Here is a 23,791-nt window from a genome sequence, read left to right as displayed (position 1 = left end):
CCTTTAGAACTGCATATCCCTGAATACAGCACCGAACGCTAATCCGCTTCAGCGCGCGGCAGGCGTGCGCATCAGTCCACACCCGCATCCGGCCACTACCCCTCACCACACGGATGGTGCCTGGCGGCACGCAGATACCCGTACTGGTTGGGCCCTGACGACCAGATCGCAAACCCCGTCTATGCGAGAGATCGAGACATGGAAATTAAGGACAGCGCCAATTCGCAGGATCTCGAGCGCGCAACAGTGACCTTCGAGGCGGTGCGCCCGCGGCTCTTTGGCATTGCGTACAGGATGCTTGGAAGCGCCGCCGAGGCCGAAGACGTCGTTCAAGACACTTGGATCCGCTGGCAGTCCACCGACTGGGCAGTAGTGCGCCATCCACCAGCGTTCCTGGCGACGACCGCGACACGGCTGGCCATCAATGTTGCCGCCTCTGCACGGTTACGCAGGGAAACGTACATCGGACCCTGGCTCCCGGAACCCGTAGACACCACCTGCGATCCCGCCCTCGGAGCGGAACAGACGGAGTCACTCGGATTTGCGGTGCTGCTCATGTTGGAGGAGCTCTCACCGACAGAGCGTGCCGCCTACATATTAAGGGAGGCTTTCGATTACCCGTACGGGCAGATCGCGCAAATCCTCAACCTAAAAGAAGCCAACGCGCGCCAGCTGGTCAGCCGGGCTCGCAAGCACCTCACACCCGAACGCCTGAGCTCCACCGGTTCCACCGGTTCCACCGAACAGCAAAGCTTGCTCACCGCCTTCCTCAACGCGGCGCGCACAGGCAATCTAGGTGCACTCGAAGACCTCCTTACCCCTGACTGTCACAACTAGTCGCTCTCGGTTGTCGAATCTGTAACGGCTCTGCCTAACCTCCGATGCACGGCCACCGACGCTCAAAAGGAGAGATTTCGATGAAACGCATGAATCGCATGGAAGCGGCAGCGCTACGGCCAGACGGGCATCTGCTCCCGCAACCGGTGGGGCGCAGCGGGGTGCTGCGGGGTCGATGGGCGGGTAGATCGTGAGCGGGATCAGGATGGGCACGGCGTCCGGACGGTGGATCCTGCTGGCCACGGTATTGGGCTCCAGCATCGCGGGGATCGACGCCACGGTGGTGAACGTCGCCCTGCCTACCATCGGATCCGACCTCGGCGAGGACTTCGCCGCCCTGCAGTGGATGGTGACCGGCTACACCCTGACGCTCGCCTCCTTCATCCTGATGGGAGGCTCCCTCGGGGACATGTTCGGGCGGAAGCGCGTCTTCGTGGTCGGGGTCATTTGGTTCGCTGTCGCATCGCTGCTGTGCGGGCTCGCTCCGGACGCCGGCCTGCTTATCGCGGCGCGGGCCCTCCAGGGTGTGGGTGGGGCGCTGCTCACGCCGGGGAGCCTCGCCATCATTCAGGCTGGGTTCTCGGGTGAGGACCGCGCGCGGGCCATCGGCGCCTGGTCGGGCCTCGGTGGTGTTGCGACCGCGATCGGTCCCTTCCTCGGCGGCTGGCTCGTGGAGAGCGTCTCCTGGCGTTGGGTGTTCCTCATAAACGTGCCCCTTGCCGCCGTCGTGGTCTGGATCGCCGTCCGGCATGTCCCGGAAAGCCGCGACGACGCCGCGACGGGTCGGCTCGATATCGCCGGAGCCGTCTTCGGCGCCCTGGCCCTCGCGGGCACCACCTACGCGCTGATCGAGGCGCCAGCCCGGGGCTTTGGCTCGCCGCCCGTCCTAGCGAGTGCCGTCCTGGGCCTCCTCGCTGCCGTGGCATTCCTGATCGTGGAGTGGCGCACGGCGCATCCGATGCTCCCGCTGCGGATCTTCGCCAACCGCCAGTTCAGTGCCGCTAACGCCGTCACCTTCCTCATCTACGCCGTCTTCGGCAGCATCTTCTTCCTGCTCGTCCTTCACCTCCAGATCGTGTCGGGCTTCAGCCCGGTCGGGGCCGGGACCTCGATGCTGCCGATAACGGCCCTCATGCTCGTGCTGTCCTCCCGTGCGGGAGCGCTCGGTGCGCGGATCGGGCCGAGGATACCCATGACCGTGGGGCCGCTGTTGTGCGCGGTGGCGCTGGTCCTCATGCTGCGAATCGGGCCTAGGGCGTCCTACGTCTTGGACGTGCTGCCGCCTGTGGTCGTGTTGGGGTTGGGCCTCTCGCTACTCGTGGCCCCGCTTACGTCGGCGGCCCTGACCGCGGTGCCCGACCATCAGGCCGGCCTCGCGTCAGGGGTGAACAATGCCGTGGCCCGCGCGGCGGGCCTCGTCGCCATCTCCGTCCTCCCGGCCGCCGTCGGGCTCACCGGTGACGCCTACAGCGACCCGCCGGTGTTTTCGGCAGGGTTCGCCTCGGCCTGCATGATCGGTGCCGTGGTGCTGGTGCTCGGCGGCATCCTCGCCGCGGCCACCATCCGGAACCCCGCCGCCACTCATGATCAAGCCGGCCCCGAGAGGGTGCACCCGATGCATTGCGACGTGGCGGGGACACCTGCCGCTCCAGGCGCCTTGCACGAGGCGCGCAGCGGAACGCCCCGAGACCGGTCGGACGGCACGCAGGCTTCCTCGAAGAAGCCCGGTCAGCCAACGCCCGTACCCGTATCAAAGCAAAAGCTCCTCGAACACTGATGGGCGCAGCGTCTGGTTCTAGCAGCACCGTCGCCCCGATCCTAAGCGTACGAAGACGCGGCCGTAGGGGCATTGTCACAAATCTGAGCGATGTCCTGTCATACCAGTACCGAACTCGATCTCTGCCATCGCAGGCACTGGGATGGCGCAAAGCACCATCTCCAGATCGGCCAATGAAAGGGTAAAAATGAAAATTGTTGTTATCGGGGGTAGCGGCCTGATCGGGTCGAAGCTCATTACGAAGCTCACCGAACACGGACACGAAGCAATTTCGGCCTCACCGAATACCGGTGTGAACACGCTTACCGGAGAGGGTCTGGCTGAAGTTCTCGAAGGCGCAGAAGTTGTCATCGATGTTTCAAACTCTCCCTCTTTCGAAGATGAAGCCGTTCTGAACTTCTTCACAACCTCAACGAGGAATCTCCTCGCGGCAGAAGCCAGCGCTGGAGTTCGCCACCATGTCGCCCTGTCCGTCGTGGGTACAGAGCGAATGGCTGCCAGTGGGTACTTTCGAGCGAAGATCGCTCAGGAAAAACTCATCACTGAAGGCCCAATTCCTTATTCCATCGTTCATGCGACGCAGTTCTTCGAATTTGTGAAGAGCATCGCACAGGCCGCAACCGTGGGCGACGAGGTTCATCTGGCCCCCGTTTCTATCCAGCCCATAGCGGCGGAAGACGTTGCCACAGCAGTCGCACGCACCAGCGTGGGGGAACCTCTCAACGCGATCCACGAGATCGCCGGCCCGGAGGAGTTCACGCTCGATGATCTGATCCGCCAGGGACTGGCTGCACGCGGCGACTCTCGCACCGTCGTTGCCGACCCACACGCGCTCTACTTCGGCATGGAACTGAGCGACACCACGCTGGTACCAGGACCTAACGCCACCTTGTTCACTACCCGCTTCGAGAACTGGCTGAAGGAGCCGGTCCCCGAAGGTAAGTAGTCCACCCCTTTTGTCAGGGTTCCTGCATCATCATCAGCTATCGCGTCCGAAAGAAGTCACGTCATGACTCACCCCAACAGAATCAACTCTCTGGCACCAAGCGCTTATGACGCTCTGCTGGTTCTTAGTCAGGAAAGCGAGGAGTTCGCCGAGCGCGCCGGACTGAGTCCTGGTGTGGCCGAACTCGTGAAAATCAGGGCGTCGCAAATCAACGGATGCGCATTCTGCCTCCGCATGCACAGCAAGCAGGCGAGAGAGCAGGGCGAAACCCCCGATCGACTCGCGGTCCTCAGCGCATGGAGGGAAACCGAGTACTTCACGCCCGAGGAACGCGCTGCGCTCTCACTGACAGAGAAGACCACGCTCATAGCCACCGCCGGCTCACCATACGAGCATGAGCGCGAGCAGATGGTCCTCAGCAACGATCAGATTGCCGCCGTCCAGTGGATCGTCATCGCCATCAATGCGTTCAATCGTGTTGCAGTCATCAGCGAGTTCGACGTCAAACCCTAGTCTGATCATGCGCTTCCGGTGTAGGCGGGCGACCGAAAGCACCGACTGCCTTCACCGGAAGTGCAGCTAAACCCGGTTCACCATTGCCGGCAGACCAGCACCACGGCTCTACAAAGCGTCTACCATCTCCACCCCCAAGGTGACTGCTCCGTAGCAAGGAGACGTGGGACGATCTCCCCTACGTGCGCCTATAGCGTCAGCATCCGGTGTGGGGATGGGTGGAGTGAACAGGAGTTCATCGGCGCCTCAGGCACCCTAGCGCATGAAGAGGTCTCCGTCGACGGGAATACTGTCCCTGCTTTAGGTGCCCGGAGGAGCACGCATTCGAATGGCCGGTCGAGCTTCGCCTTCCGGGTCTTCGGTGGCGATTTATCGCTCATGACCATCCGCGACGGTTGAACCAGCCCCGCAGCCGGCCGGCTAATGAGGCGGTCGCCGTCGACGCGGCGTCCGCCTCACCTTGACGGCCCACGAACGAAGGACAATCTAGATGACGAGCGCACCTATGCGCCTTGGGTTAGCCCGCATGCGGCCAAGGAACCCCTCTGAGGAGCATCGAGGAGCATCCCCGCTCGAGCTGTTCTTCGATCTCGTGTTCGTTGTAGCCGTCTCCCGTGCCTCCGCCGAGCTACACCACGCCGAGGCTGAGCAGCACATCACCAGCGGCACGGGCGCCTATCTCATGATCCTTTTCGCCATCTGGTGGGCCTGGATGAACTTCACCTGGTTTGCCACTGCGTTCGACACGGACGATTGGCTGTATCGGGTGCTCACCATCGGCCAAATGAGCGGCGTGCTCGTCATTGCCGCAGGCGCAAGCGACGCGATGACGGAAAGTGACTTTTTGCTCGTCACGATCGGATACGCCATCATGCGTCTGGCCATGGTTGCGCAATGGCTCCGCGCGGCTCACGGCGACGCGCCCCTGAGACGAACAGCTCTGAAATACGCGATCGGCATCTCCGTCGTCCAAGTGCTCTGGTTGGCGCGGCTCGCTCTGCCGGAGCAGGGCGGCATCCCGGTGTTCCTGGGGCTGGTCCTCATTGAAATCGCTGTGCCGATCTGGGCGGAAAGCTCCCGCCCCACACCATGGCATCCCCATCACATCGCTGAACGATACGGACTCTTCACCCTGATTCTGCTTGGCGAGTCCATACTCGCTTCCGCCAACGCAATCATCGACGCAGCCGAAAGCAGCGAGCACATCTCGCCCTTAATTGCCGTCGCTGTATGCGGACTCGTGATCGCAAGCGGCATGTGGTGGATCTACTTTGCTCGCAGCCATCACGATCAATTCGATCGACTTCGAAACTCGCTCGTGTTCGGGTACGCCCATTACGCCATTTTTGCGGCGGCCGGCGCGTTCTCCGCTGGCATTGAAGTTGCGATCGACTACGAAACGGCCGCCACCGCCCTCTCCGCAACCGAGGCCGCCGCCACCCTGACCGTACCCGTCAGCTTGTTCATCCTCGGCATCTGGCTCCTTACCCTCAGGAGGTCCCTCACCCGGGCACAGAACGTCATGATCCCAGCCCTAGCCGTCTTGATCGGACTCAGCGCCCTGGCACCGCAAAGCCTCCTCGTCACCGCCGTGGCAATCATCGCCATCGTCATCACTTTGGAGATACGAGCCTCAGATCCAGCACTCGCATAGCGCCATTTTCGATGCGTATACAGACGCCAAGCGCGACCGTGGCCCACTTGGGCACGTCGGGGCCACCCTGCGCATGGACCTGCCGAAGCCGGGAGCAGAAATCAGCGACGCGAAAACCATCACTGAATACTTGGCACACGACGGTGAGGCCGCCGATGTTGTCTTCGCCCTTTACACATCGATGCCCGCCGAGCCCGGACAGCCAAGGCCTCACGCCGCAACCATCGCGGCTCTAACCGGGTCCTTAACCGAGCGAGGAATGTCCATCCGTGACGGGCTGCTCGTAGGAAACGACACAGTGTCGCCGTACGACGGTGATCCCCCAGGCACCGTCCCTGCCTTCAACGTCGATGCTAATCACGTCCGCCATGTGCAGCTTCAACACGGACTCTCCGTGGCTGTTTCGCCTGAGCTGCTCAGAAAGATGACCAGGCCAAAAACCCCCACCAAAGTCATGCGGCTACCCCACCGCTCCCCCATGAAGTAGTAAGAACGCCCAACCCGGGCTTCGCGACAGAAAGGCGGCACCCAGCCACCAGGAAAACTTCAAACAGCCACCAAAACCGGCACCCGGACCACAGAATTGGGCCGGCTGTCCACAGTCAGAGAGCAAAAGGGCCTCTGACTAGGGGAAACATGTGCCCGAAGTGGGACTCGAACCGGACTCCAAGCACCGAAAATCCGCGGCTCCCCCGAGAACATGGACAATCCGGACCAGTCCGGCACCGGTACGGCCCAGTCCGAAACCCAAAGTGTGGACACTGTCCACACCCCCTTTTCTCCCCACCGGAGGCCATTCCGGACAGCGGCACCCCGCATTGACAGGGTACGCCGCCGCCGGGCGCCATCCGATCTTCGGCTTCACCAGCTCTGTTCAGCAGAACGAGAGTTTGAGTGACCATAGGAAGATCCACAATGAACCCGTGAAGATGGTTCAGACCACGCAGCCTGAACTCACCCGGAGGGTGTTGCGGTGAAGGAACGTCAAAAGCGACACCGCCGACCCATCGCATCAGTGTCAAACCACCTCGAAGTTAGCCATCATCATCATGTCTTCATGTTCGAGATTGTGGCAGTGGAAGACATACTTGCCGCGGTAGCCGTCGAACCGGATGAGGAGTTCGACCCGGCCGCCATTGTCAAGGTTGACCGTGTCTTTCCACCCCTGGTTGTAGTGGCCGGGATCGTCGTTGCCGTTCCGGCCAAGGACTTGGGAGGGTGCGAGGTGGATGTGGAAAGGGTGCTCGACGTTGGCGGCTCGGATCGTCCATTTCTCCGTCGTACCGAACCTGGGTTCCGCAACGAGGGTGTCGGGGCTGAAGGGCTTGCCGTTCACTGTCCACAGGGTCATCCCATGGGCCTGGGCACCACCGCGTGCGAAGACGAACTCCCTCTCAACGGAGACGTCGTCGGGTGAGAGAGTTTCGAGGTCGACGAGCCCGTCTGGCACGACGCCTGTGTCCGTTTCGCGCCGGGTGACAATGAACCGCATGATGTCGGCGGTCCGGCCGGCACCCCGCTCATTGGTCATGGTGATCTCGTCACCGACATCATGCCCGGAGAAGTCCACAATGACGTCGAAGCGCTCCGCCTGGGCAATGTCGATTTCCTCGTGCTCGATCGGTCTGGAGATCAGTCCGAGGTCGCTTCCGATCTGGATGAAATGTTGTCCGCCGTCGAGCCTGAGGCGATAGCGGCGGGCGTTGGAGGCGTTGAGAATCCGGAAGCGGTACTTCACGGCAGCGACTTCCAGCACCGGCCACGGGGCACCGTTGACGAGGATGCAGTCCCCCAAAACCCCGCTCATATAGTCCGCTGTGACGCCGGGGGTTCCTTGCAATGTGGGGTCAACGGAGGGGTACAGGAAGGAGCCGTCGGCAGCGAACGCGCGGTCCGTGATCATCAGCGGGATGTCACGGTCGCCGCTGGGCAGCCCGAGCGCGTCCTCGACGTCGTCGTGGATGAGATGGAAGCCGGCCAGCCCCCGGTAGACCTGCGGGCCGGTGAAGTCCATTCGGTGATCGTGGTACCACAGGGTGGCGGCTGGTTGATTCATCTCATAGACGTAGTCCCTGCTCCCGGTTGCCGTGGCGCCCTCGTGGTGGGAGTGTTGGCCCCCGCCGACGAAAGGCAGGATGAGATCCGTCGGGTATCCGTCATGCTCCGGGGCGGTCCTGCCGCCGTGAAGATGGACACTCACCGGCACGGGAAGCTCGTTGCGGTGCGTAACGATGGTGCGCCTGCCGCGCCGCGAGACGATTGTGGGCCCGGGGAACAGTCCGTCATAACCCCAGACCTCGGTCGTGACTCCGGGGAGGATCGACGCGGAACCGGCCTTCTGGGTGATCTCGTAGTGGTCCGTTGTCTCATCAGCGCTCACCGGCTTGAGGACGGGCGGGACCGGAAGGCGGGCACGGAAAGCTCCCGGTAGTGTAAGCCGGCTTTTCAACAGGCGGCCGGCGCTGCCCTCGATGCTGTTGTTCGAACCACCACTATCGATGGTGCAGCCAGCCAAGAAGTTGGAAAGGGTGAAGCCGCTTATGGTTACGCCACCTGCTTTTAGGAGGGTACGCCGCGACACCGCACGCGCCTCACGCTTGCTCATCAGCGGGTTGCCCGTGACGGGCTGCGGCCCGCACGCACCCGCTGGAGGAGGAGGGCAAGCCCGCCGCTGATCAGGCCCCACAGTGCGTTGGTGATGAGCACCGGGACAACGGCCAGCGGCATCGCGAGGGGTCCCTGCAGCTCTCCGGTGAAGATCGGGGAAAGCACTCCACTGAGCACGATCGAGGCCAGCGCGTAGGTGAGCCCGGCAGCGACGAGGGTGAGGACCGGGTGAGACACCCGGCTGAGGCCGACGATGAGGACCCAGGCCGCGGTAATGGCGGCGGTCAGGATCAATGGGGTTGCCGGTTTACCGAGGGCATCGCTCAACCCCACGATGGAGAACAGCGGACGGATCAGCGCCAGGGCGGTCAGACCGAGGATCAGCGGCCAGTGAAGGCTTCGGATGAGCGGGGTTGTTTTCATGGCTTCCACGCTAGATCCGCACCGGGTCCGGGCGTGTCAGCTCAAGCTCGTCACTTGCTGCGGATGCCTGCGTCACGGAGCGACGTTCAATTGTCGCTTTTGGATGTACACCCGCGGCGGCGCTGCGGTGCCAGTATTGAAGGACTGGACACCGACATCAGGAGCAAAACATGTCCGCGGAGACAGCTGCGCACGACGATGAGGTTCCGGCCCGGGTTCTCACCGCTCTGGTCGCCGTGGGGCAGGCCGTGGTGGTCGCGCTCATCATCGCCATCGGCTCGGGCCCCGACGCGGACCAAAGCCACGGCCCTTACCTATTCGCGGCCGGCTTCGGTACGCTTCTGCTGTTCCGCAGGGAGCTGCCCGTGGGCGTCCTGGCCCTGAGCATCCTTGGAGTGTTCACCTACTACGCCATCGACTACCCGCCGATCGGCATGGCCGTCCCGGTCGCTGGTGCTTTCTACAGCGCCGCGGAACGCGGACGGGTCCTCACAGCGTCCCTCGCAGGAGTAGTGCTGCTGGCCGTGTCGCTGTTCTTCCGAACGAGCGACGGCGAATCAAGCGCCGTCCTCGCCTATGACGTCATCACCAACGCAGCCCTCATCGGGTGCGCCATCGCACTGGCGTTGGCCGTCAGCAGCCGTCGTGCCCTGCGTGATCAGCACGAGCACATGGTGCGCCTTGAGCGCAGGCACCAGCAGGAAAGGACCGCCCGGCAGCTCGAAGCAGAACGCCTTCGGATCGCCCGTGATGTCCATGACTCCATCGGACATGCCCTGTCACTCGTCTCCGTGCAAGCCCGCGTCGCACAGCAGGCCCTGGGCAATGACGACGACGCAGCCGTCCACGCCCTCGACCATGTTGTCAGTGCCACGGGATCGTCGCTGGGAGACCTGCGCCGCACACTCGCCATGCTCCGGGCAGATCCCGACACAATTGAGCACGCACCGCTGACCCTCAGCGGCATCGAGACCACGGCCCAGGCAGCACGCGATGCCGGACTCGACGTTGACCTCCTGATCGATGTCGGGGCCGCCGTCATCACCGCATCTACGGCAAGCACAGCCTTCCGCATCGTTCAGGAAGCGATGACCAACGTGCTCCGGCACGCACAGGCAACAGCCGTAAAAGTGATTGTCCGGGTGAAAGACGGTGAGTTGTATCTCCGGGTCATCGACGACGGCGTGGGCATCGACACGGACACCCTCGTCGAGGGTCGCGGCCTGGCAGGCATGCGAGAACGTGCGGCGCTACTCGGCGGCGACGTCAGAGTCGAGGCAGGTTCGTCCGGCTTCACCGTCAACGCCATGCTTCCGATCGGAGACCACAGATGATCAGAGTCGTCATCGCCGAAGACGAAGCGCTTCTGCGCAGCGGTCTGATAGCCCTCGCCGAACACGACGGCGATATCAGGATCGTCGCGGAAGCGGACCAGGGCGGAGCCGCGCTGGCCCGGGTACGGGAGACCCGACCGGATGTTGTTCTCATGGACATCCGCATGCCCGGACTCGACGGCATCACCGCGACGCAACTCATCACCAAAGATCCCAACCTCGCCACCATCCCTGTTCTGGTCCTGACGACATTCGCCGAGGACCAAACAGTCGTCGAGGCGCTAAAAGCCGGCGCTTCCGGCTACCTCCTCAAGGACATCGCCCCCCATGAACTGCGCCAGGCCATCCGGACGGTAGCCGCAGGCCGGCCGGTGCTCTCCCCGGAAGTGACCGCCACGCTCATGCGAACCGCCGCCAGCTCACGCACCGCCGCTGATCCCCACCTCATCGCTCACCTGGCCCCTCGGGAAATCGAAGTCCTGGCAGAAATCGGCCACGGAATGAACAACGCAGAAATAGCCGGACGCCTGTTCATCAGTCCCGCGACCGCCCGGACCTACGTGAGTAGACTCCTTCGTAAACTCGACGCCCGCGACCGATCCCAGCTCGTCGTCATCGCCCACCGCAGCGGCCTCATTGACGAGAACCGGTTCCGAACGGCGAGCGACAACCCCCTACACCAATAGCGCGGATCACTGCGGCATCGTGGAGGGCCGGTTCTCGTATTGTTCAAGATTCGGCCGTGGAGGCGCTGGTGGGCAGGTTTCTGCCGAAAACACGGCAGGTGGACCTGATCTTCGCCGACGCCAGGTCCTATCCTGCCCGAAAGTATTGGGTGCAACCAAAGCACGAACGGCACCTTCATCCTTGCCAGAACGACGGGCCGGCTGCCCCTACTGCCCCCGTGAACTCCAAATCAGCCGTGCAAACTCTCCCACAGAAAATCCATCCGTTGCAGCGTTATACCTGCCCGCAAGACCGCCCGCTGAGGGATGGGTGAGTTCAGTCGGTCGTTGCAACACCCCTATTGATGTGAGGTGTTGTGAGTGGTGTCGAAAAAGGAACGACTCGATCAGGAGGCGCGGTTCTGGGTGGTGATGGCCCAGGGATCGACGCTGACAGCGGCCTGTGATGCTGTAGGCGTGAATCGACGAACTGGACACCGTTGGCGCCAAGCAACCGGCGGTCGTATCCCGCGCGCTAAGCCAGAGCCTTCAGGCCGGTACCTCTGTCTGGAGGAACGACTACGAATGGCGGACCTGCACCTGGCCGGGTGTGGTGTTCGGGCGATCGCCCGGGAAATAGGCAGGTGTGCTTCGACGGTCAGCCGCGAGTTACAGCGGAACAACCCACCCACGGCTCTCCGGGGACGGGCCTCGAACCGGGTGAAGTACGCCCCGTACGCTGCGCAGAAACGAGCTGAGCTATCCGGCCGGCGGCCGAAGGCAAGTAAGTTCGATGATCCGGAACTAGCCTCGTTGGTGCAGGCTAAGTTGTGTGTGAAGTGGAGCCCGGAGCAGATCAGTGACCACCTTGCCATGAGTGAGTTCAGTCGGTCGTTGCAACACCCCTATTGATGTGAGGTGTTGTGAGTGGTGTCGAAAAAGGAACGACTCGATCAGGAGGCGCGGTTCTGGGTGGTGATGGCCCAGGGATCGACGCTGACAGCGGCCTGTGATGCTGTAGGCGTGAATCGACGAACTGGACACCGTTGGCGCCAAGCAACCGGCGGTCGTATCCCGCGCGCTAAGCCAGAGCCTTCAGGCCGGTACCTCTGTCTGGAGGAACGACTACGAATGGCGGACCTGCACCTGGCCGGGTGTGGTGTTCGGGCGATCGCCCGGGAAATAGGCAGGTGTGCTTCGACGGTCAGCCGCGAGTTACAGCGGAACAACCCACCCACGGCTCTCCGGGGACGGGCCTCGAACCGGGTGAAGTACGCCCCGTACGCTGCGCAGAAACGAGCTGAGCTATCCGGCCGGCGGCCGAAGGCAAGTAAGTTCGATGATCCGGAACTAGCCTCGTTGGTGCAGGCTAAGTTGTGTGTGAAGTGGAGCCCGGAGCAGATCAGTGACCACCTTGCCATGGCTTGTGGTGACCGGCGGGAGTTGCAGGTGAGTCCAGAGACGATCTATCAGGCCCTCTACGTCCAGGGCCGCGGCCATCTCCGGGCTGACCTGCATCAACACCTGCGTACCGGGCGTGCGGTGAGGCGTCCCAGGCGCTCCACCACGGTGAAGAGTTTGGGGAAGATCCCGGACATGATCCTCATCAGTGAACGCCCCGCAGAGGTCGCTGACCGTGCCGTGCCCGGCCATTGGGAGGGCGATTTAGTGCTCGGTTCGAACTGCCGGTCAGCTATCGCAACCCTCGTTGAACGCCAGACACGATTCGCGATGCTCGTCCATCTACCAGGGGATCACAGTGCGATCACCGTCAGGGATGGTCTGTTGGCCGCCATCAAAACCCTGCCGGTGCACCTGGCCAGATCCCTGACCTGGGATCAGGGCACCGAGATGGCTCAGCACCGCCAAATCAGCATGGCCACGAAGATGGCGATCTACTTCTGCGATCCTCACTCGCCGTGGCAGCGTGGCTCGAACGAGAATCTCAATGGTTTGCTGCGCCAGTACTTCCCGAAGGGCACAGACCTATCCGTTCACTCACCCCAGCGGTTGCTCGAGGTCGCCACCGAACTCAATGACCGGCCGCGTAAAACCCTCGGCGGAATCACCCCCGCACACGCCATGCAACAACTACTGTTCAAACCAGAAAACCCGACCGTTGCAACGACCGCTTGAATACACCGATCCCCCACTGGTACATCTATTCAGTTGGGCGATTCGACGGGCGTTCCTGGGACCGCCTTCTTTGTCCGGCCAACCACTCCTCGCGATAGGAATCGACTTCTACCGCCTCCGCGTTGCCTGCTGCAACGCCTTTGTTTCAGGGAAGAAAGTACAGGGCTGCAAGAAAGTTCAGCGTTCCAAGAGCTTGCTCAAATCCCGTCAAGAAATAGACTCCTGCGCTGATGGTGAGAATCAAGCTGCTCCCGACCGCCCGCCCCGAGGTGTCTCTAATCGCGCTGGTGTGCGCAGGGTATGAAAAGACCATCGCTAAGGACTCGTGGCGCTCACCGGCCGGGAGCCACCTCGCCTACCTCACCCAGCTGGTCGCATGGGGGTACACGGCCAGTGAGGTCGAGCAGATTCTCCTCGACGGCACCAAGCAGTCAGACGAACCGGACGAGGACACCGAGGAAGACGAGGACGCGGAGACCTTCGAGGAAGTCCACGCCGATGAGGAAGAACTGATGGCCGGGGAGTTGACCGCAGAATAGCAGTGGCGGAAGCTGTGCAGGGCGGGAATACACCCTGCACAGCAGGCCCAGCCGATCAGGGCACATCACGAATGGTGGCCATTGTGTCCGCAGGTGCCGGGGCGGTTCGCCGCCAGACGGGAACCTTGAGCGCGCATCACCTGCATAGTGCCATCCACGCTGCACCCCACGGTGAAGATGGAAAGTGCGGAGGCGCTGGCAGAGTAGCGTTCGGTCGCTTCAAGCCCAGCGACGCCGAAGCTCGTCCGCTGGGTCACGGCGATGAGGTAGGCGACCACTCCGGTCCCCCACACCAACCACGCCCGGCGTTCACCCACCCCTCCATTATTGGTGCTCGGGTCCGAAGCCGGTTACCCCGGTTACCGGGTGATGATACTCAAGTGCGGCGCAGGTCCGCGGCGGTCAGCAGATCCATGTGCAGCCTCACCTGTCGGCGACCTTGAGTTTCACCGAGGGGTTGAGCGCAGCAACTGCTTCGTCATAGCGGTTCTCGATTTCGGCGAAACGGAGGAATTTCACGGCGTCGACGAGGATTTCCCTGGCCTCGGGTTGGGTCTCGAGGAGAGCCATGACCTCGTCCACATATGCGTCGAGTGGAAGGTAGTGCTCGTTCTGCGACCCGCCGCTCATGAGTTCCGTACGCACGGCCGGCGGGACGAGCTCGATGACTTGAACCGGGGTGTCAGCGAACTGGAGCCGGATGGTCTCGGTGAACCGGTGGATGAAGGCCTTGGAGCCGTTGTACGTCGGCGTGAGGGCCAGCGGGGTGTGTGCCAGCCCTGACGATACGGTCATCAGAGTGGCCTCGGGCCGGGTTTGCAGGTGCTCGCTGAAGGCCGCGATCAGGCGCAGCGGACCAAGCACGTTCGTCTCGACGATCCGTTCTGCGCCTTCAAGAAAACCGGAGGTGCGGACGTCATCAGGCCCCATCACCCCGGCCATGGCGACCAGCACGTTCAGGTCGGGGTGTTGGGCCAGGACCTGGTCGCGGGCGGCCAGCACGGAGGCGGGATCGGTGGTGTCAATGGTGACGGTGGAGAGGCCGTGCTCGGCGGTGAGGCGCTCCAGCAGGTCGCTGCGGCGGCCGCCGATGACGACGACGTTGCGGGCTGCTTGAAGGCGAAGCGCGAGTTCGAGGCCGATGCCCGAGGTCGCGCCGGGGATGAAAATGGTGTTTCCGGTGATGTTCATGTCCTGATCCTGCACCGGACTTTGGAGGAGCGGGAGAGGAGTAATGATCGTAGGATTCCTGGTCCCTGTTTACCGGGGCGTTCCTCGCCGATGATTGAGGCATGGACCGCCATGCCCTCGCTGCTTTTCTCCGCTCCCGCCGTGACGGGCTGCGCCCGGAGGACGTTGGTCTCCCGACGGGGCCGCGGCGGCGCACCTCCGGGCTGCGCCGCGAGGAGGTCGCCGGGCTGACAGGGATGTCAACCGACTACTACATCCGGTTGGAACAGGCCCGGGGTCCCCAACCGTCCGAACAGATGCTCGCAGCGCTGGCCCGGGCGCTGCGGTTGACCGGTTTCGAGCGGGACTATCTCTACCGCCTCGCCGGTCACAGCGCACCTCGGCGTACCCCGCTGGACACCCATGTGGCGCCTGCGCTGATGCGGGTTCTCGACCGGCTGTCGGACACCCCGGCGGTGATTCTTTCCAGTCTCGGGGAGACGCTCGTTCAGAACAGCCTGGCCATGGCGCTTTTCGGTGACCACTCTCGGCACACCGGGCTGGCTCGCAGCGGTGTGTACCGGTGGTTCACCGACCCGGCCGAACGCTCGAACTACCCCGACGAAGACCGGCTCCGGCAGGGCAAGGCCCAGGTGGCTGGACTCCGGGCCGCGTACGGCGGGACTGGCCCGCAGTCCCGGGCAGGCAGGCTGGTACGCGAGCTGCTCCGGACGAGCGGAGAGTTTGCCGAGCTATGGGAGCTGCACGAGGTGGCGTCCCGGTTCGAGGACCACAAGACGCTGCTCCACCCCGAACTCGGGCAGATCGAACTTGACTGCCAGGCCCTGTTCACCGAGGACCAGGGCCAGGCCCTCCTGGTCCTCACAGCACCGCCACAGACAGAGGCTTTCGAGAAGCTGAAGCTGCTTGCGGTGCTCGGGCACCAGCAGTTCAACGCCCGCGGGCTGACCCAGCTGTGAACCGCGGCAAATCCCTCCGCCACCCCACACGGCCGATTCTCGGCCTGCTCCTGCTCGGGATACTGCTGTCGGTGCTGGTACGGGATCGCGTTAGGGATCCGTGCGGGGACGCAGCAGGGACTCCACCTGATCGTTGGGGCCCGTGGCGGCCCGTTTGCTTCCCTGGCCGGTGACGGCGTCGACGAGGTCCTGGGCGAGGTCGGTGACCCGCCGGTTATTGTTCTGGCTGTGGGTGCTCAGCGCGTTAAAGGCCTCCTCGGCGCTGATCCCATGCCGGCCCATCAGGACACCCTTGGCCTGTTCAATCACCGCCCGGCGCGCAGCCGAACCGGCCACGGCCTCATCCGCCGCTCGGTGCAGGCTCTCGTTCATGGGTCGGGTGAGGTCGGTGACCATGCCCTGCACCCCCACCGCAATCCCGGCATCGATCATGAGGTCTCCGACGCTGAGGACCCAATGCCGGTTACCGCGACGGTCGATGATGCTGTGGTAGCCGGCGACCGGTCCCCCACCGGTAAGCAGGCGCCTCCAATGGGCGCGCACCGCGTCCTATTCTTCGGCCGGAACATAGGGGAATCCGGATCGCAGGCTGGGGACTATTTCTCCTGGCCGGTACCCGTGCATCCGGTACATCTCGTCGGACCAGCGCAGCTCACCGGTGGCGAAATGGTGCTCGTAGGCGCCGGTCGGACAGTTCAGCAAAGTTTCGCGTAAGGCTCCCCCCTTCACCAGAGGGGACGGATCCGTGGGCGGAAGGCGCCGGCTGCACTCTTTCTGCGCGAATCGATTTGGGCCGCAGTTGAGCTCACAGCACATACGGTAGGGCATCCGGGCTGGCGCCGGATAGCGACAAAGACGGGCAGAATGATCCGACTGCCGGATCTCCTTCGACAGCCGACTATTTAACGGTCGAAGGACATGCCATCCCGGTCGATGAAGATCTTGAATGTATCGGGCTGAGCCTGCTAAGCAGATCGAAGTTCCGGCCGGCTACCTCAGTATGCCGGGCCTTCATCAAGTTGGTTCACAACAGGTTCTTACCGGAACCGCTGCAGGAGCATCGGGAGGAATACGGAGAATCGGTGGACGTATCGTTCGCGTCCCGTATGGGCTTCGATCGCCGCGCCAACCGGGACGACCGCTTGAGAAGTCTCACCAGATAGCATCCGTCTATAGTCCTCCGCAATCCTGTAGTGCTCCTCGGTAAGCCCCAGCTTTGCCCGTCGCTTTGGAGAAGCAGCCGCGGGCCTTTCCGCGCCGGACTCGGCCTCATCCGGACGCGCATCTCGAAATCCACCGCGCCAGCCAGGGCGAAGGAGCCGGTGAAGGCCGAGACCAGCCCGCAAACCAATCCTCTTACCGCTTAATGAGCCCGCCCTGCGGCCCGTCCGGTACGGTACCTCTGCCCCTCCCGCTGGTGGGCTCCTTCCCCGGGTTTCAGTCCTCCGATGGGTCCCATGGAAGTTCTGCACGAACTTGTCGAACACTGCCGTGGACCCTTGAGCGGCGGCTTCGGTCACGCGCCGATGAAAGTGGCTCCGAGCCGCGGTACGGTCGAACTCGTCCTGCGCGGGGGCCAGATGCAATTTTCGCAGGCGAATCTTTCTAAATTCCTAAGTTCCGCAGTATTGCAGATTAACAATTGGGTTCAGGTAATGCCGGCGAAGCAACTGACTTTTTTTCGGGTAGCTCCCAATCAGAATGAGGTACCTACTATGCGGTAGACCCCGCTGATACCCCCCTAGATTCATTAACAGGGACAACGTCGTGCCCCGAACCACCCCGATCCGGGGCCTGGAGGGCTTCTTGTGCACCTCCACGGTATTTCGCTCTGTCCGAGGAATTCAATGTACTCGATACCGCTCACTGCACAATCAACGTCAATGTCCGCCCTTGAACCTGGGCTGGATGCACTCGGCGACCAGTTATCCGATTGGATCTCCAGCCTCGGCTGGACTGACGTCAACGCGTTCTGGGCAGAAGTTTCACCATACTTCCCCGTTGCCGTCGCCGGCGCCATCGTGTGGAGTCTATGGCTCTACCGGTTCATCCTCTCGCACCGTGCGAAGCCGATCGTGACCGATTACCGGGCGACGACGTCCGTGGTGGTGCCGTCCTTCCACGAGGACCCTGACATCCTGATGAGCGCACTTGAATCGTGGCGATCGCAGCGCCCGGACGAAATCATCATCGTCCTCGATGTCGGCGACCTCGACGCATACGCCCGCATCGAGGCACTTCAGGACCCGACGATCAAACCCATCCTGTTCCACCACGTAGGGAAGCGGTCCGCTCTGGGCGTCGGGATCCGCCTCGCCCAGTACGACATTCTGGTGCTGACAGACTCGGATACCTGGTGGCAGCCGGACCTCCTGCGAAACGTACAGATGCCGTTCACCGATCCGCTCGTTGGAGCGGTCGGCACCCACCAGACCGTCTACCGGCGCGACACGAGCGTCTGGCGCCGTGTCGCGGACTGGCTCGTGAACCTGCGGTACCTCGACTACGTGCCGGCCATGGGCGCCGCCGGAGCGGTGCCCTGCATCTCCGGTCGCTCCGCGGTCTACCGCCGCACGGCCGTCCTGCCCGTCCTGGAGCACCTCGAGAACGAATACTTCCTCGGGAAGCGGTGCATTTCCGGGGACGACGGCCGCCTGACCTGGCTCGTCCTCGCCTCCGGGTACAAGACCGTGCACCAGTCAAGCGCGAGGGCCCTATCGATGTTCCCGGCAGGCTTTCGGGCCTTCGTGAAGCAGCGGGTGCGGTGGAGCCGGAACTCGTATCGCTGCTACCTCACCGCGATCGGCACCGGTTGGTTGTGGCGCGTGCCATTCATCACCAAGGTCACCGTCCTGCAGATCCTGCTGACACCGGTGACCATGGGGCTCACCATGTTCTACCTGCTGTTCAACAGACTGGACTTCACCGTACTCGGCGTCGCTGCCGCGGTGTGCTGGCTGCTGTTCGGCCGGGGCCTCCGTGGTATCTCCCACCTCCGCCGTCACCCCCGGGACATCATGATTCTGCCCGTCCTCGCCTTCGCCGTGATCCTGGTCGCGCTGCCGATCAAGCTGTATGCCTTCTTCACCATGAACAAGCAGGGCTGGCTGACGCGGCACGCAGATCAGATCGGCGGTGACGGTCAGGACGCCGTCAGCCTTGAGTCGAAGACAGGAACCTACAAAACCTCCGAGGACGCACGGGAGGCGGTCGCGTGACACGCCGCAAGCCGCTTATGCTTAGCCTCCTCGTGGTCGTCGTCATCGCGCTTGTCGGCGCAGGCTTCATCGCTGCCGGGAACCTCTGGAAAAAGTCCGAAGCCGATGCTTACGGCCGCAATGAGATCGCCGCGAACGGCAATGTGCAGGGAGAGCTGTATCCAGGCAACCCCCGCAGCGAGGCCCGCATTGTCCAAAGCGAGGAGGAACGCCTCGTCTACGTCCGCACGATCGCCTCAGCAGCGCGCTGGCGCGTCGAGGGACTCCAGGGTCCGTATCGCCTCCGGACCGGAGCCACGACTACCCTCGTGCTGTCGGCGAGGACCGCGCCTTACACCACGGCCGACCTCCTCCGACTCGCACCGGACACCTTCGAGAAGCTGGCCTCCGAGACCTTCATGCTGACCGAGAACATCGTGGTGCTGCCCGGTGCCACCTTGTCGCTGGCCGGCGATGCAGGAACCACCGTGCGGATGCAGAGCAACGAGGACTCGTTTGTGTCGATCGTGGCGCTCGGTGGATCCCTCTCCCTGGCAGGTACCGAGAATTCCGATGTTGAGATCACGAGTTGGGACGGATCCGGGGCGGACACCGACACGTCTGACGGGCGCGCGTACGTTCGGGTCATCGGCGGCCACGCCTCGTTTTCACATGCCACGGTATCGTCCCTGGGATTTTGGAGCGGTAACACGGGCGGCCTCGCGCTGACGGGGACGGACACCGCGGGCACCTTTCAGGAAGCCACGGCGCCGGCCGAGTCGATCACCCCAGCGGGAGCGCGGCTCCTGCCCGAACAGGAACTGAAGTCGCTCGCCGAACAGACCGAACTCGACTACAGCGTCGTCACGGCGGGCATCGACAACCTGACGGTGAAGGACAACGCATTTGGCCTCTTCGTCACCAACGCCAGAGATATCGCCATTCGTGACACCGCCGTCAGCGGCAGCCTTGTCGACGGGCTGGTACTGCACCGCTCCGTCACCGACGCAACGATCACCGGCACCAGGTCGCACGATAACGCAGTGGACGGCATCACGGTCGGGCGCTCCAGCACAAGGATCGAGATGCGGGACGTGACTGCCAGCGGCAACGGGCGGAACGGGGTGACCCTGGACGGGCAACCGCTGGCGGACGGCCCGAACGCCGTAGGCACCGCGGTGGTCATCTACGGCGGAAACCGTGTGGTCGGTAGCACTGTCGCAGATAACGGGCGCTACGGCATCGAGATCAGTGGTGGGGACAGCCTCCGCGTCGCCGGCAACACCATCCGAGGCAACGAGGTGGGCGTCGTCGTGAACTATGCAGCCGAAGGGGTGAGCATCATCAACAATGAGATCCAAGACCAGCACCGGCAGGGCATCGCGGTCCGGGAACCAGGGGCTGAAGCCGTCATCAGGAGGAACACCATCTCCGGCGGGGACACGGGTGTCTACGTCCGCGATGCAACCGCCTCCGTCACGGGCAACACCATGGGGACACTGTCCGGCCACGGAGTGTCCCTGGTGGGCGAAGTAGCCGAAACGAAAGTCGCCGGCAACAACATCGGCGGCTTTGGAACCGTCGCCATCTGGGACGAAACCTCCACCGGTGCCCTGGTCGGGGAAAACGAACTGCTCGACTGGCGTCCCGCACTGACCGTGCACAGCGTCGCGAATTCAGTCTTTCAGCCGCTGACCTTTATTTGGCTGCTGCTCGGGGCCCTGCTCGTCGCGACGACCTTCACCCGCAAGAGGCACCTGCGCGTGCGGACGATCCGTAACCCCTACGAGGAACGGGTGCCGCTGTCCGCACTCAGTCGTGGGGTTGTCCGCATCGAAGACATTCGGCAGGCCCAGTGAACCGCCGCGGGAAGGTCACGGCGCTCATCCTCGCCGTGTTCGCGCTCGTAGTCGCCGTCGTTATTGTCATGATCGCATTGAATGGAACAGGCGGGGGGAACGATGCCGCGCAGAACGCGCGTGAACCCGTGCCGGAAGCAACACAGGGCCCAGAAGCAACGCAGGATCCGGAAGGAACACGGGACGCCGGCGAGGCGCCCGCCCCTGTGGAAACGCCGGTCGCGTGCCCGGAACCCACCGTGCGGGTGGCGAACTCGACACAACTCGAGGACGCGCTCGACGCAGCGCAGCCGGGAGATGTCATCGGGCTTGCACCCGGTGTTTACATGGGCAACTTCACCGCCTCCGCGACCGGTACCGCGGAGCAACCGATCACGCTGTGCGGGGATGCAAAGAGCATCCTCGATGGTGGGACCACCGACGACGGCTATGTGTTGCACCTGGAGAACTCCTCCCACTGGGTGCTCCAAGGTTTCACGGTCCGCAACGGCCAGAAGGGCGTGATGGTGGACCAGAGCACCAACACCGTGATCCAGGGCCTCACCGTGACCACCACCGGGGACGAGGCGATCCACCTGCGGAAGTTCAGCACCGACAACCGCGTCATCGGGAACACCATCAGCGACACGGGCCTCCGGAAGCCCAAGTTTGGTGAGGGCATCTACATTGGCACCGCGGAGAGCAACTGGTGTGATATCAGCAACTGCGAGCCGGACCGCAGCGATCGCAACGAGATCTCGGGCAACAGGATCTCCAGTACCACATCGGAGAACGTCGACATCAAGGAGGGCACCTCGGACGGTGTGCTGCGTGCCAACTCGTTCGACGGCTCCGGAATGGTCAAGGCCGACTCCTGGGTCGATGTGAAGGGCCGCGGCTGGCTCATCTCCGAGAACACCGGCGCGAACTCCCCACTAGACGGTTTTCAGACCCACGAGATCGTTGACGGCTGGGGCACCGAGAACGTCTTTCGGAACAATGACGCCGACGTCAACGGACCGGGGCTCGGCTACTCACTGAAACCCGTGCGAGACAACGTCGTCGAATGCAGCAACACGGCCTCCGATGCCGGAGAAGGCCTGTCGAACGAACCCTGCACCTCCGGCTGACCACCCTCCAACCCCGCACCACCACATTTCAGGACAATCCGCGATACCCCCTACCCAAAAAGAGGACTCACGATGAGCATTGCCCACGACACCACGAACCAGCTACCACCCAAGGTGACGGTCATCGGCACCGGCTACCTCGGTGCCACCCACGCCGTCTGTATGGCCATCATGGGTTTCGATGTCCTCGGCGTCGATGTGGACCGGCGCAAGATCGATCTGCTCTCCTCCGGTAAGGTGCCCTTTTTCGAGCCGGGACTGCCCGAGAAGCTCGGGGAAGCCCTCGCCTCCGGACGCCTGCGCTTCACCACCGATTTCGATGAGGCGGCAGCCTTCGGTGACGTCCATTTCGTCTGCGTCGGCACCCCCCAGGCATCGGACTCATTCGCAGCTGACCTCACCTACGTCGACGCGGCCTTTACGGCCCTCGCCACCCGGATCAACCGCAAAGCCCTGCTTGTCGGCAAGTCCACCGTTCCCATCGGCACGGCTTCCCGCATCACCTCGATGGTGCAGGCCATGTCCCCGCTCGGAACGGAGCTCGAACTCGCGTGGAACCCGGAATTCCTACGCGAAGGCTTCGCCGTACAGGACACTCTCTACCCGGACCGCCTCGTCTTCGGTGTCAGCTCCCCGTGGGCCGAGGAGCAGCTTCGTCGGGTCTTCAAACCCATCCTGGACCTCGACAGCCCGGTTATCGTCGCGGATCTCGCTACGTCCGAGCTGGTGAAGGTCGCCGCGAATTCCTTCCTCGCCACAAAGATCTCCTTCATCAACGCGATGGCCGAGATCTGTGAAGCCACCGGCGCGGACGTCAACCACCTCGCAAAGGCGCTGAGCCTGGACGATCGCATCGGCGGCCGCTTCTTAAAGCCGGGTCTCGGGTTCGGCGGCGGATGCCTACCGAAGGACATCCGCGCCTTCAAGTACCGTGCGGAGGAGCTCGGCGTCGGGCAGGCCGTGAGTTTCCTCGGCGAGGTCGACTCGATCAATAACCGCCGTCGCGTGCGCACGGTGGACCTGATCCGCGAGCTGGTAGGCGGAGACCTCACCGGGGTTCGAGTCGCCGCTCTCGGCGCCGCATTCAAACCCAATTCAGACGACGTACGCGACGCGCCCGCACTCGACGTTGCCCGTCTGCTGTACCTTGAGGGCGCGGTAGTCTCGGTATACGATCCCGAGGCCAACAAGAACGCACACCGCGCCTACCCCGACCTCAACTACGTGGACTCCATGGCGCAGGCCGTGGACGGGGCGGACGTCGTCGCACTACTCACGGAATGGTCCGAGTTCCGCAACGCGGACCCAGACACGCTCGGTGCCCTCGTCAGCCACCGCCGCATCCTCGATGGACGCCACGCGCTGAACGCAAACGACTACACCTCCAAGGGCTGGCAGTACCGGGCACTTGGCCGACCCGCCCAGGCCGCTACGGTTGAGCTGGCCTCCGATGCGCGGGACGAGACACCCACAGTCGTGATCTGATCCAGCACGTCGATGCGGAAATGCCGGTATGGACCACCTCCGCCCGACTCTTCCGACGCAACCAATTCCTAACGGCAGGCGGTATCACTTAGGCCGCGCGCGCACCAGTCGATTTGCAGGTGATGGTGGTTCCAAGGGAAGCCGACTGGACCCAGACTATTGCGCCAGCGGACGCGTACGGTCACCGCGGCCGAAACTACCCTAAAATTCCGGCAGGAGCCCACCGCGAAGCCGCGCAGGTGCTTCTCGTCCTTATGGCCACGAAACGTGGAGAATATTCTTCATGAAAGACTCGCATTCAGGGGTTATTGACGGGTCTTCGAGCAAATGACTCGATCGCCCACTCTCAGACCCCGACACCGGCACCGTCGACGACCACTGAAGAGACTGCAACCGCATTCCAAGTATCTGAGCAAACGACGTGCACACAGCTCGTGGGCACCAACGACGACGGCCCGCTGTTCAAAGCGATCAGCTCCGTCGCGGAACCGGATGCGACAGCCGACCAAGCGACCACAGTGGAGAACGCACGGATCCTAAACGAGGCGGTGGGCGGTCTA

19 protein-coding genes and 2 pseudogenes are annotated in these 23,791 nt (G+C 63.2%); 16 read left to right on the top strand and 5 right to left on the bottom strand.

The window, feature by feature from the left end; genetic code table 11:
• The first annotated feature begins 198 nt into the window (after positions 1-198).
• The 6 genes from I6N91_RS10865 to I6N91_RS17150 all read left to right on the top strand — a co-directional run bounded on the left by I6N91_RS10865 (position 199) and on the right by I6N91_RS17150 (position 6,214).
• On the top strand, positions 199-837 hold the full coding sequence (locus tag I6N91_RS10865) for a sigma-70 family RNA polymerase sigma factor (protein ID WP_198812564.1): 639 nt from the start codon (positions 199-201) through the stop codon (positions 835-837).
• A 190-nt stretch (positions 838-1,027) separates the two neighbouring features.
• Entirely contained in the window at positions 1,028-2,614 is a 1,587-nt protein-coding gene (locus tag I6N91_RS10860) for an MFS transporter (RefSeq protein ID WP_307843329.1), read from the top strand.
• 142 nt (positions 2,615-2,756) lie between these two features.
• Positions 2,757-3,560: an SDR family oxidoreductase gene (locus I6N91_RS10855; RefSeq protein WP_233091733.1), complete on the top strand. Its 804-nt coding sequence runs from the start codon at positions 2,757-2,759 to the stop codon at positions 3,558-3,560.
• Between the two features lie 63 nt (positions 3,561-3,623).
• The gene (locus I6N91_RS10850) at positions 3,624-4,073 is read left to right on the top strand and encodes a carboxymuconolactone decarboxylase family protein (protein ID WP_198812563.1); all 450 of its coding nucleotides are present in this window, start codon (positions 3,624-3,626) and stop codon (positions 4,071-4,073) included.
• 490 nt (positions 4,074-4,563) lie between these two features.
• A complete protein-coding gene (locus I6N91_RS10845; protein WP_198812562.1) occupies positions 4,564-5,727 on the top strand; it encodes a low temperature requirement protein A in 1,164 nt (387 codons plus the stop codon).
• A complete protein-coding gene (locus I6N91_RS17150) occupies positions 5,711-6,214 on the top strand; it encodes a DUF4192 family protein (protein ID WP_307843332.1) in 504 nt (167 codons plus the stop codon). The genes I6N91_RS10845 and I6N91_RS17150 overlap by 17 nt, the downstream gene beginning before the upstream one ends.
• 531 nt (positions 6,215-6,745) lie before the next feature.
• On the opposite strand, the gene I6N91_RS10840 is transcribed toward I6N91_RS17150, so the two are convergent.
• Together I6N91_RS10840 and I6N91_RS10835 are read right to left on the bottom strand one after the other, a co-directional pair.
• A complete protein-coding gene (locus tag I6N91_RS10840; protein WP_198812561.1) occupies positions 6,746-8,107 on the bottom strand; it encodes a multicopper oxidase family protein in 1,362 nt (453 codons plus the stop codon).
• A 224-nt stretch (positions 8,108-8,331) separates the two neighbouring features.
• Positions 8,332-8,757, bottom strand: a complete 426-nt coding sequence (locus I6N91_RS10835; protein WP_198812560.1) for a hypothetical protein — start codon at positions 8,755-8,757, stop codon at positions 8,332-8,334.
• Between the two features lie 170 nt (positions 8,758-8,927).
• Here I6N91_RS10835 and I6N91_RS10830 point away from each other — a divergent pair, with 170 nt between their 5' ends.
• The 5 genes and pseudogenes from I6N91_RS10830 to I6N91_RS10810 form a co-directional block, all read left to right on the top strand.
• Positions 8,928-10,091, top strand: coding sequence for a sensor histidine kinase (locus I6N91_RS10830; protein WP_198812559.1), 1,164 nt, complete (start codon positions 8,928-8,930; stop codon positions 10,089-10,091).
• Positions 10,088-10,777 carry a response regulator transcription factor gene (locus tag I6N91_RS10825; RefSeq protein ID WP_198812558.1) on the top strand — a complete coding sequence of 230 codons (690 nt, stop codon included), beginning with the start codon at positions 10,088-10,090 and terminating at the stop codon, positions 10,775-10,777. The genes I6N91_RS10830 and I6N91_RS10825 overlap by 4 nt, the downstream gene beginning before the upstream one ends.
• A gap of 411 nt (positions 10,778-11,188) precedes the next feature.
• On the top strand, positions 11,189-11,668 hold the full coding sequence (locus tag I6N91_RS17590) for a transposase (protein ID WP_374058945.1): 480 nt from the start codon (positions 11,189-11,191) through the stop codon (positions 11,666-11,668).
• 66 nt (positions 11,669-11,734) lie between these two features.
• Positions 11,735-12,892 (top strand): IS30 family transposase, encoded by a 1,158-nt coding sequence (locus tag I6N91_RS10815; RefSeq protein ID WP_374058944.1) that lies wholly within the window; start codon positions 11,735-11,737, stop codon positions 12,890-12,892.
• A 254-nt stretch (positions 12,893-13,146) separates the two neighbouring features.
• Positions 13,147-13,332: pseudogene (locus I6N91_RS10810) on the top strand (chromosome partitioning protein ParB); the annotation flags it as partial.
• A gap of 266 nt (positions 13,333-13,598) precedes the next feature.
• Here I6N91_RS10810 and I6N91_RS17495 read toward each other — a convergent pair.
• Both I6N91_RS17495 and I6N91_RS10800 read right to left on the bottom strand, forming a co-directional pair.
• Positions 13,599-13,748, bottom strand: a pseudogene (locus I6N91_RS17495) (MFS transporter); the annotation flags it as partial.
• A gap of 106 nt (positions 13,749-13,854) precedes the next feature.
• Entirely contained in the window at positions 13,855-14,622 is a 768-nt protein-coding gene (locus I6N91_RS10800; RefSeq protein WP_198812555.1) for an SDR family oxidoreductase, read from the bottom strand.
• Between the two features lie 101 nt (positions 14,623-14,723).
• On the opposite strand from I6N91_RS10800, the gene I6N91_RS10795 reads away from it, so the two are divergent.
• A complete protein-coding gene (locus I6N91_RS10795; protein ID WP_198812554.1) occupies positions 14,724-15,581 on the top strand; it encodes a helix-turn-helix transcriptional regulator in 858 nt (285 codons plus the stop codon).
• A gap of 90 nt (positions 15,582-15,671) precedes the next feature.
• Here I6N91_RS10795 and I6N91_RS17490 read toward each other — a convergent pair whose 3' ends face one another.
• Positions 15,672-16,124, bottom strand: coding sequence for an ANTAR domain-containing protein (locus I6N91_RS17490; protein WP_198812553.1), 453 nt, complete (start codon positions 16,122-16,124; stop codon positions 15,672-15,674).
• 1,340 nt (positions 16,125-17,464) lie between these two features.
• On the opposite strand from I6N91_RS17490, the gene I6N91_RS10785 reads away from it, so the two are divergent.
• From I6N91_RS10785 to I6N91_RS10770, 4 genes are all read left to right on the top strand, one after another.
• Positions 17,465-18,799 (top strand): glycosyltransferase, encoded by a 1,335-nt coding sequence (locus I6N91_RS10785; protein ID WP_198812552.1) that lies wholly within the window; start codon positions 17,465-17,467, stop codon positions 18,797-18,799.
• Positions 18,796-20,637, top strand: coding sequence for a right-handed parallel beta-helix repeat-containing protein (locus tag I6N91_RS10780; RefSeq protein ID WP_198812551.1), 1,842 nt, complete (start codon positions 18,796-18,798; stop codon positions 20,635-20,637). The genes I6N91_RS10785 and I6N91_RS10780 overlap by 4 nt, the downstream gene beginning before the upstream one ends.
• Positions 20,634-21,746, top strand: coding sequence for a right-handed parallel beta-helix repeat-containing protein (locus I6N91_RS10775; protein ID WP_307843328.1), 1,113 nt, complete (start codon positions 20,634-20,636; stop codon positions 21,744-21,746). The genes I6N91_RS10780 and I6N91_RS10775 overlap by 4 nt, the downstream gene beginning before the upstream one ends.
• A gap of 72 nt (positions 21,747-21,818) precedes the next feature.
• On the top strand, positions 21,819-23,231 hold the full coding sequence (locus I6N91_RS10770) for a UDP-glucose/GDP-mannose dehydrogenase family protein (RefSeq protein ID WP_198812550.1): 1,413 nt from the start codon (positions 21,819-21,821) through the stop codon (positions 23,229-23,231).
• Positions 23,232-23,791 lie beyond the last annotated feature (560 nt).

Origin of the sequence: Arthrobacter sp. MSA 4-2 (assembly GCF_016405885.1) — a bacterium.
Lineage (GTDB): Bacteria > Actinomycetota > Actinomycetes > Actinomycetales > Micrococcaceae > Arthrobacter_D.
This window is presented reverse-complemented; position numbering and strand designations above follow the sequence as displayed.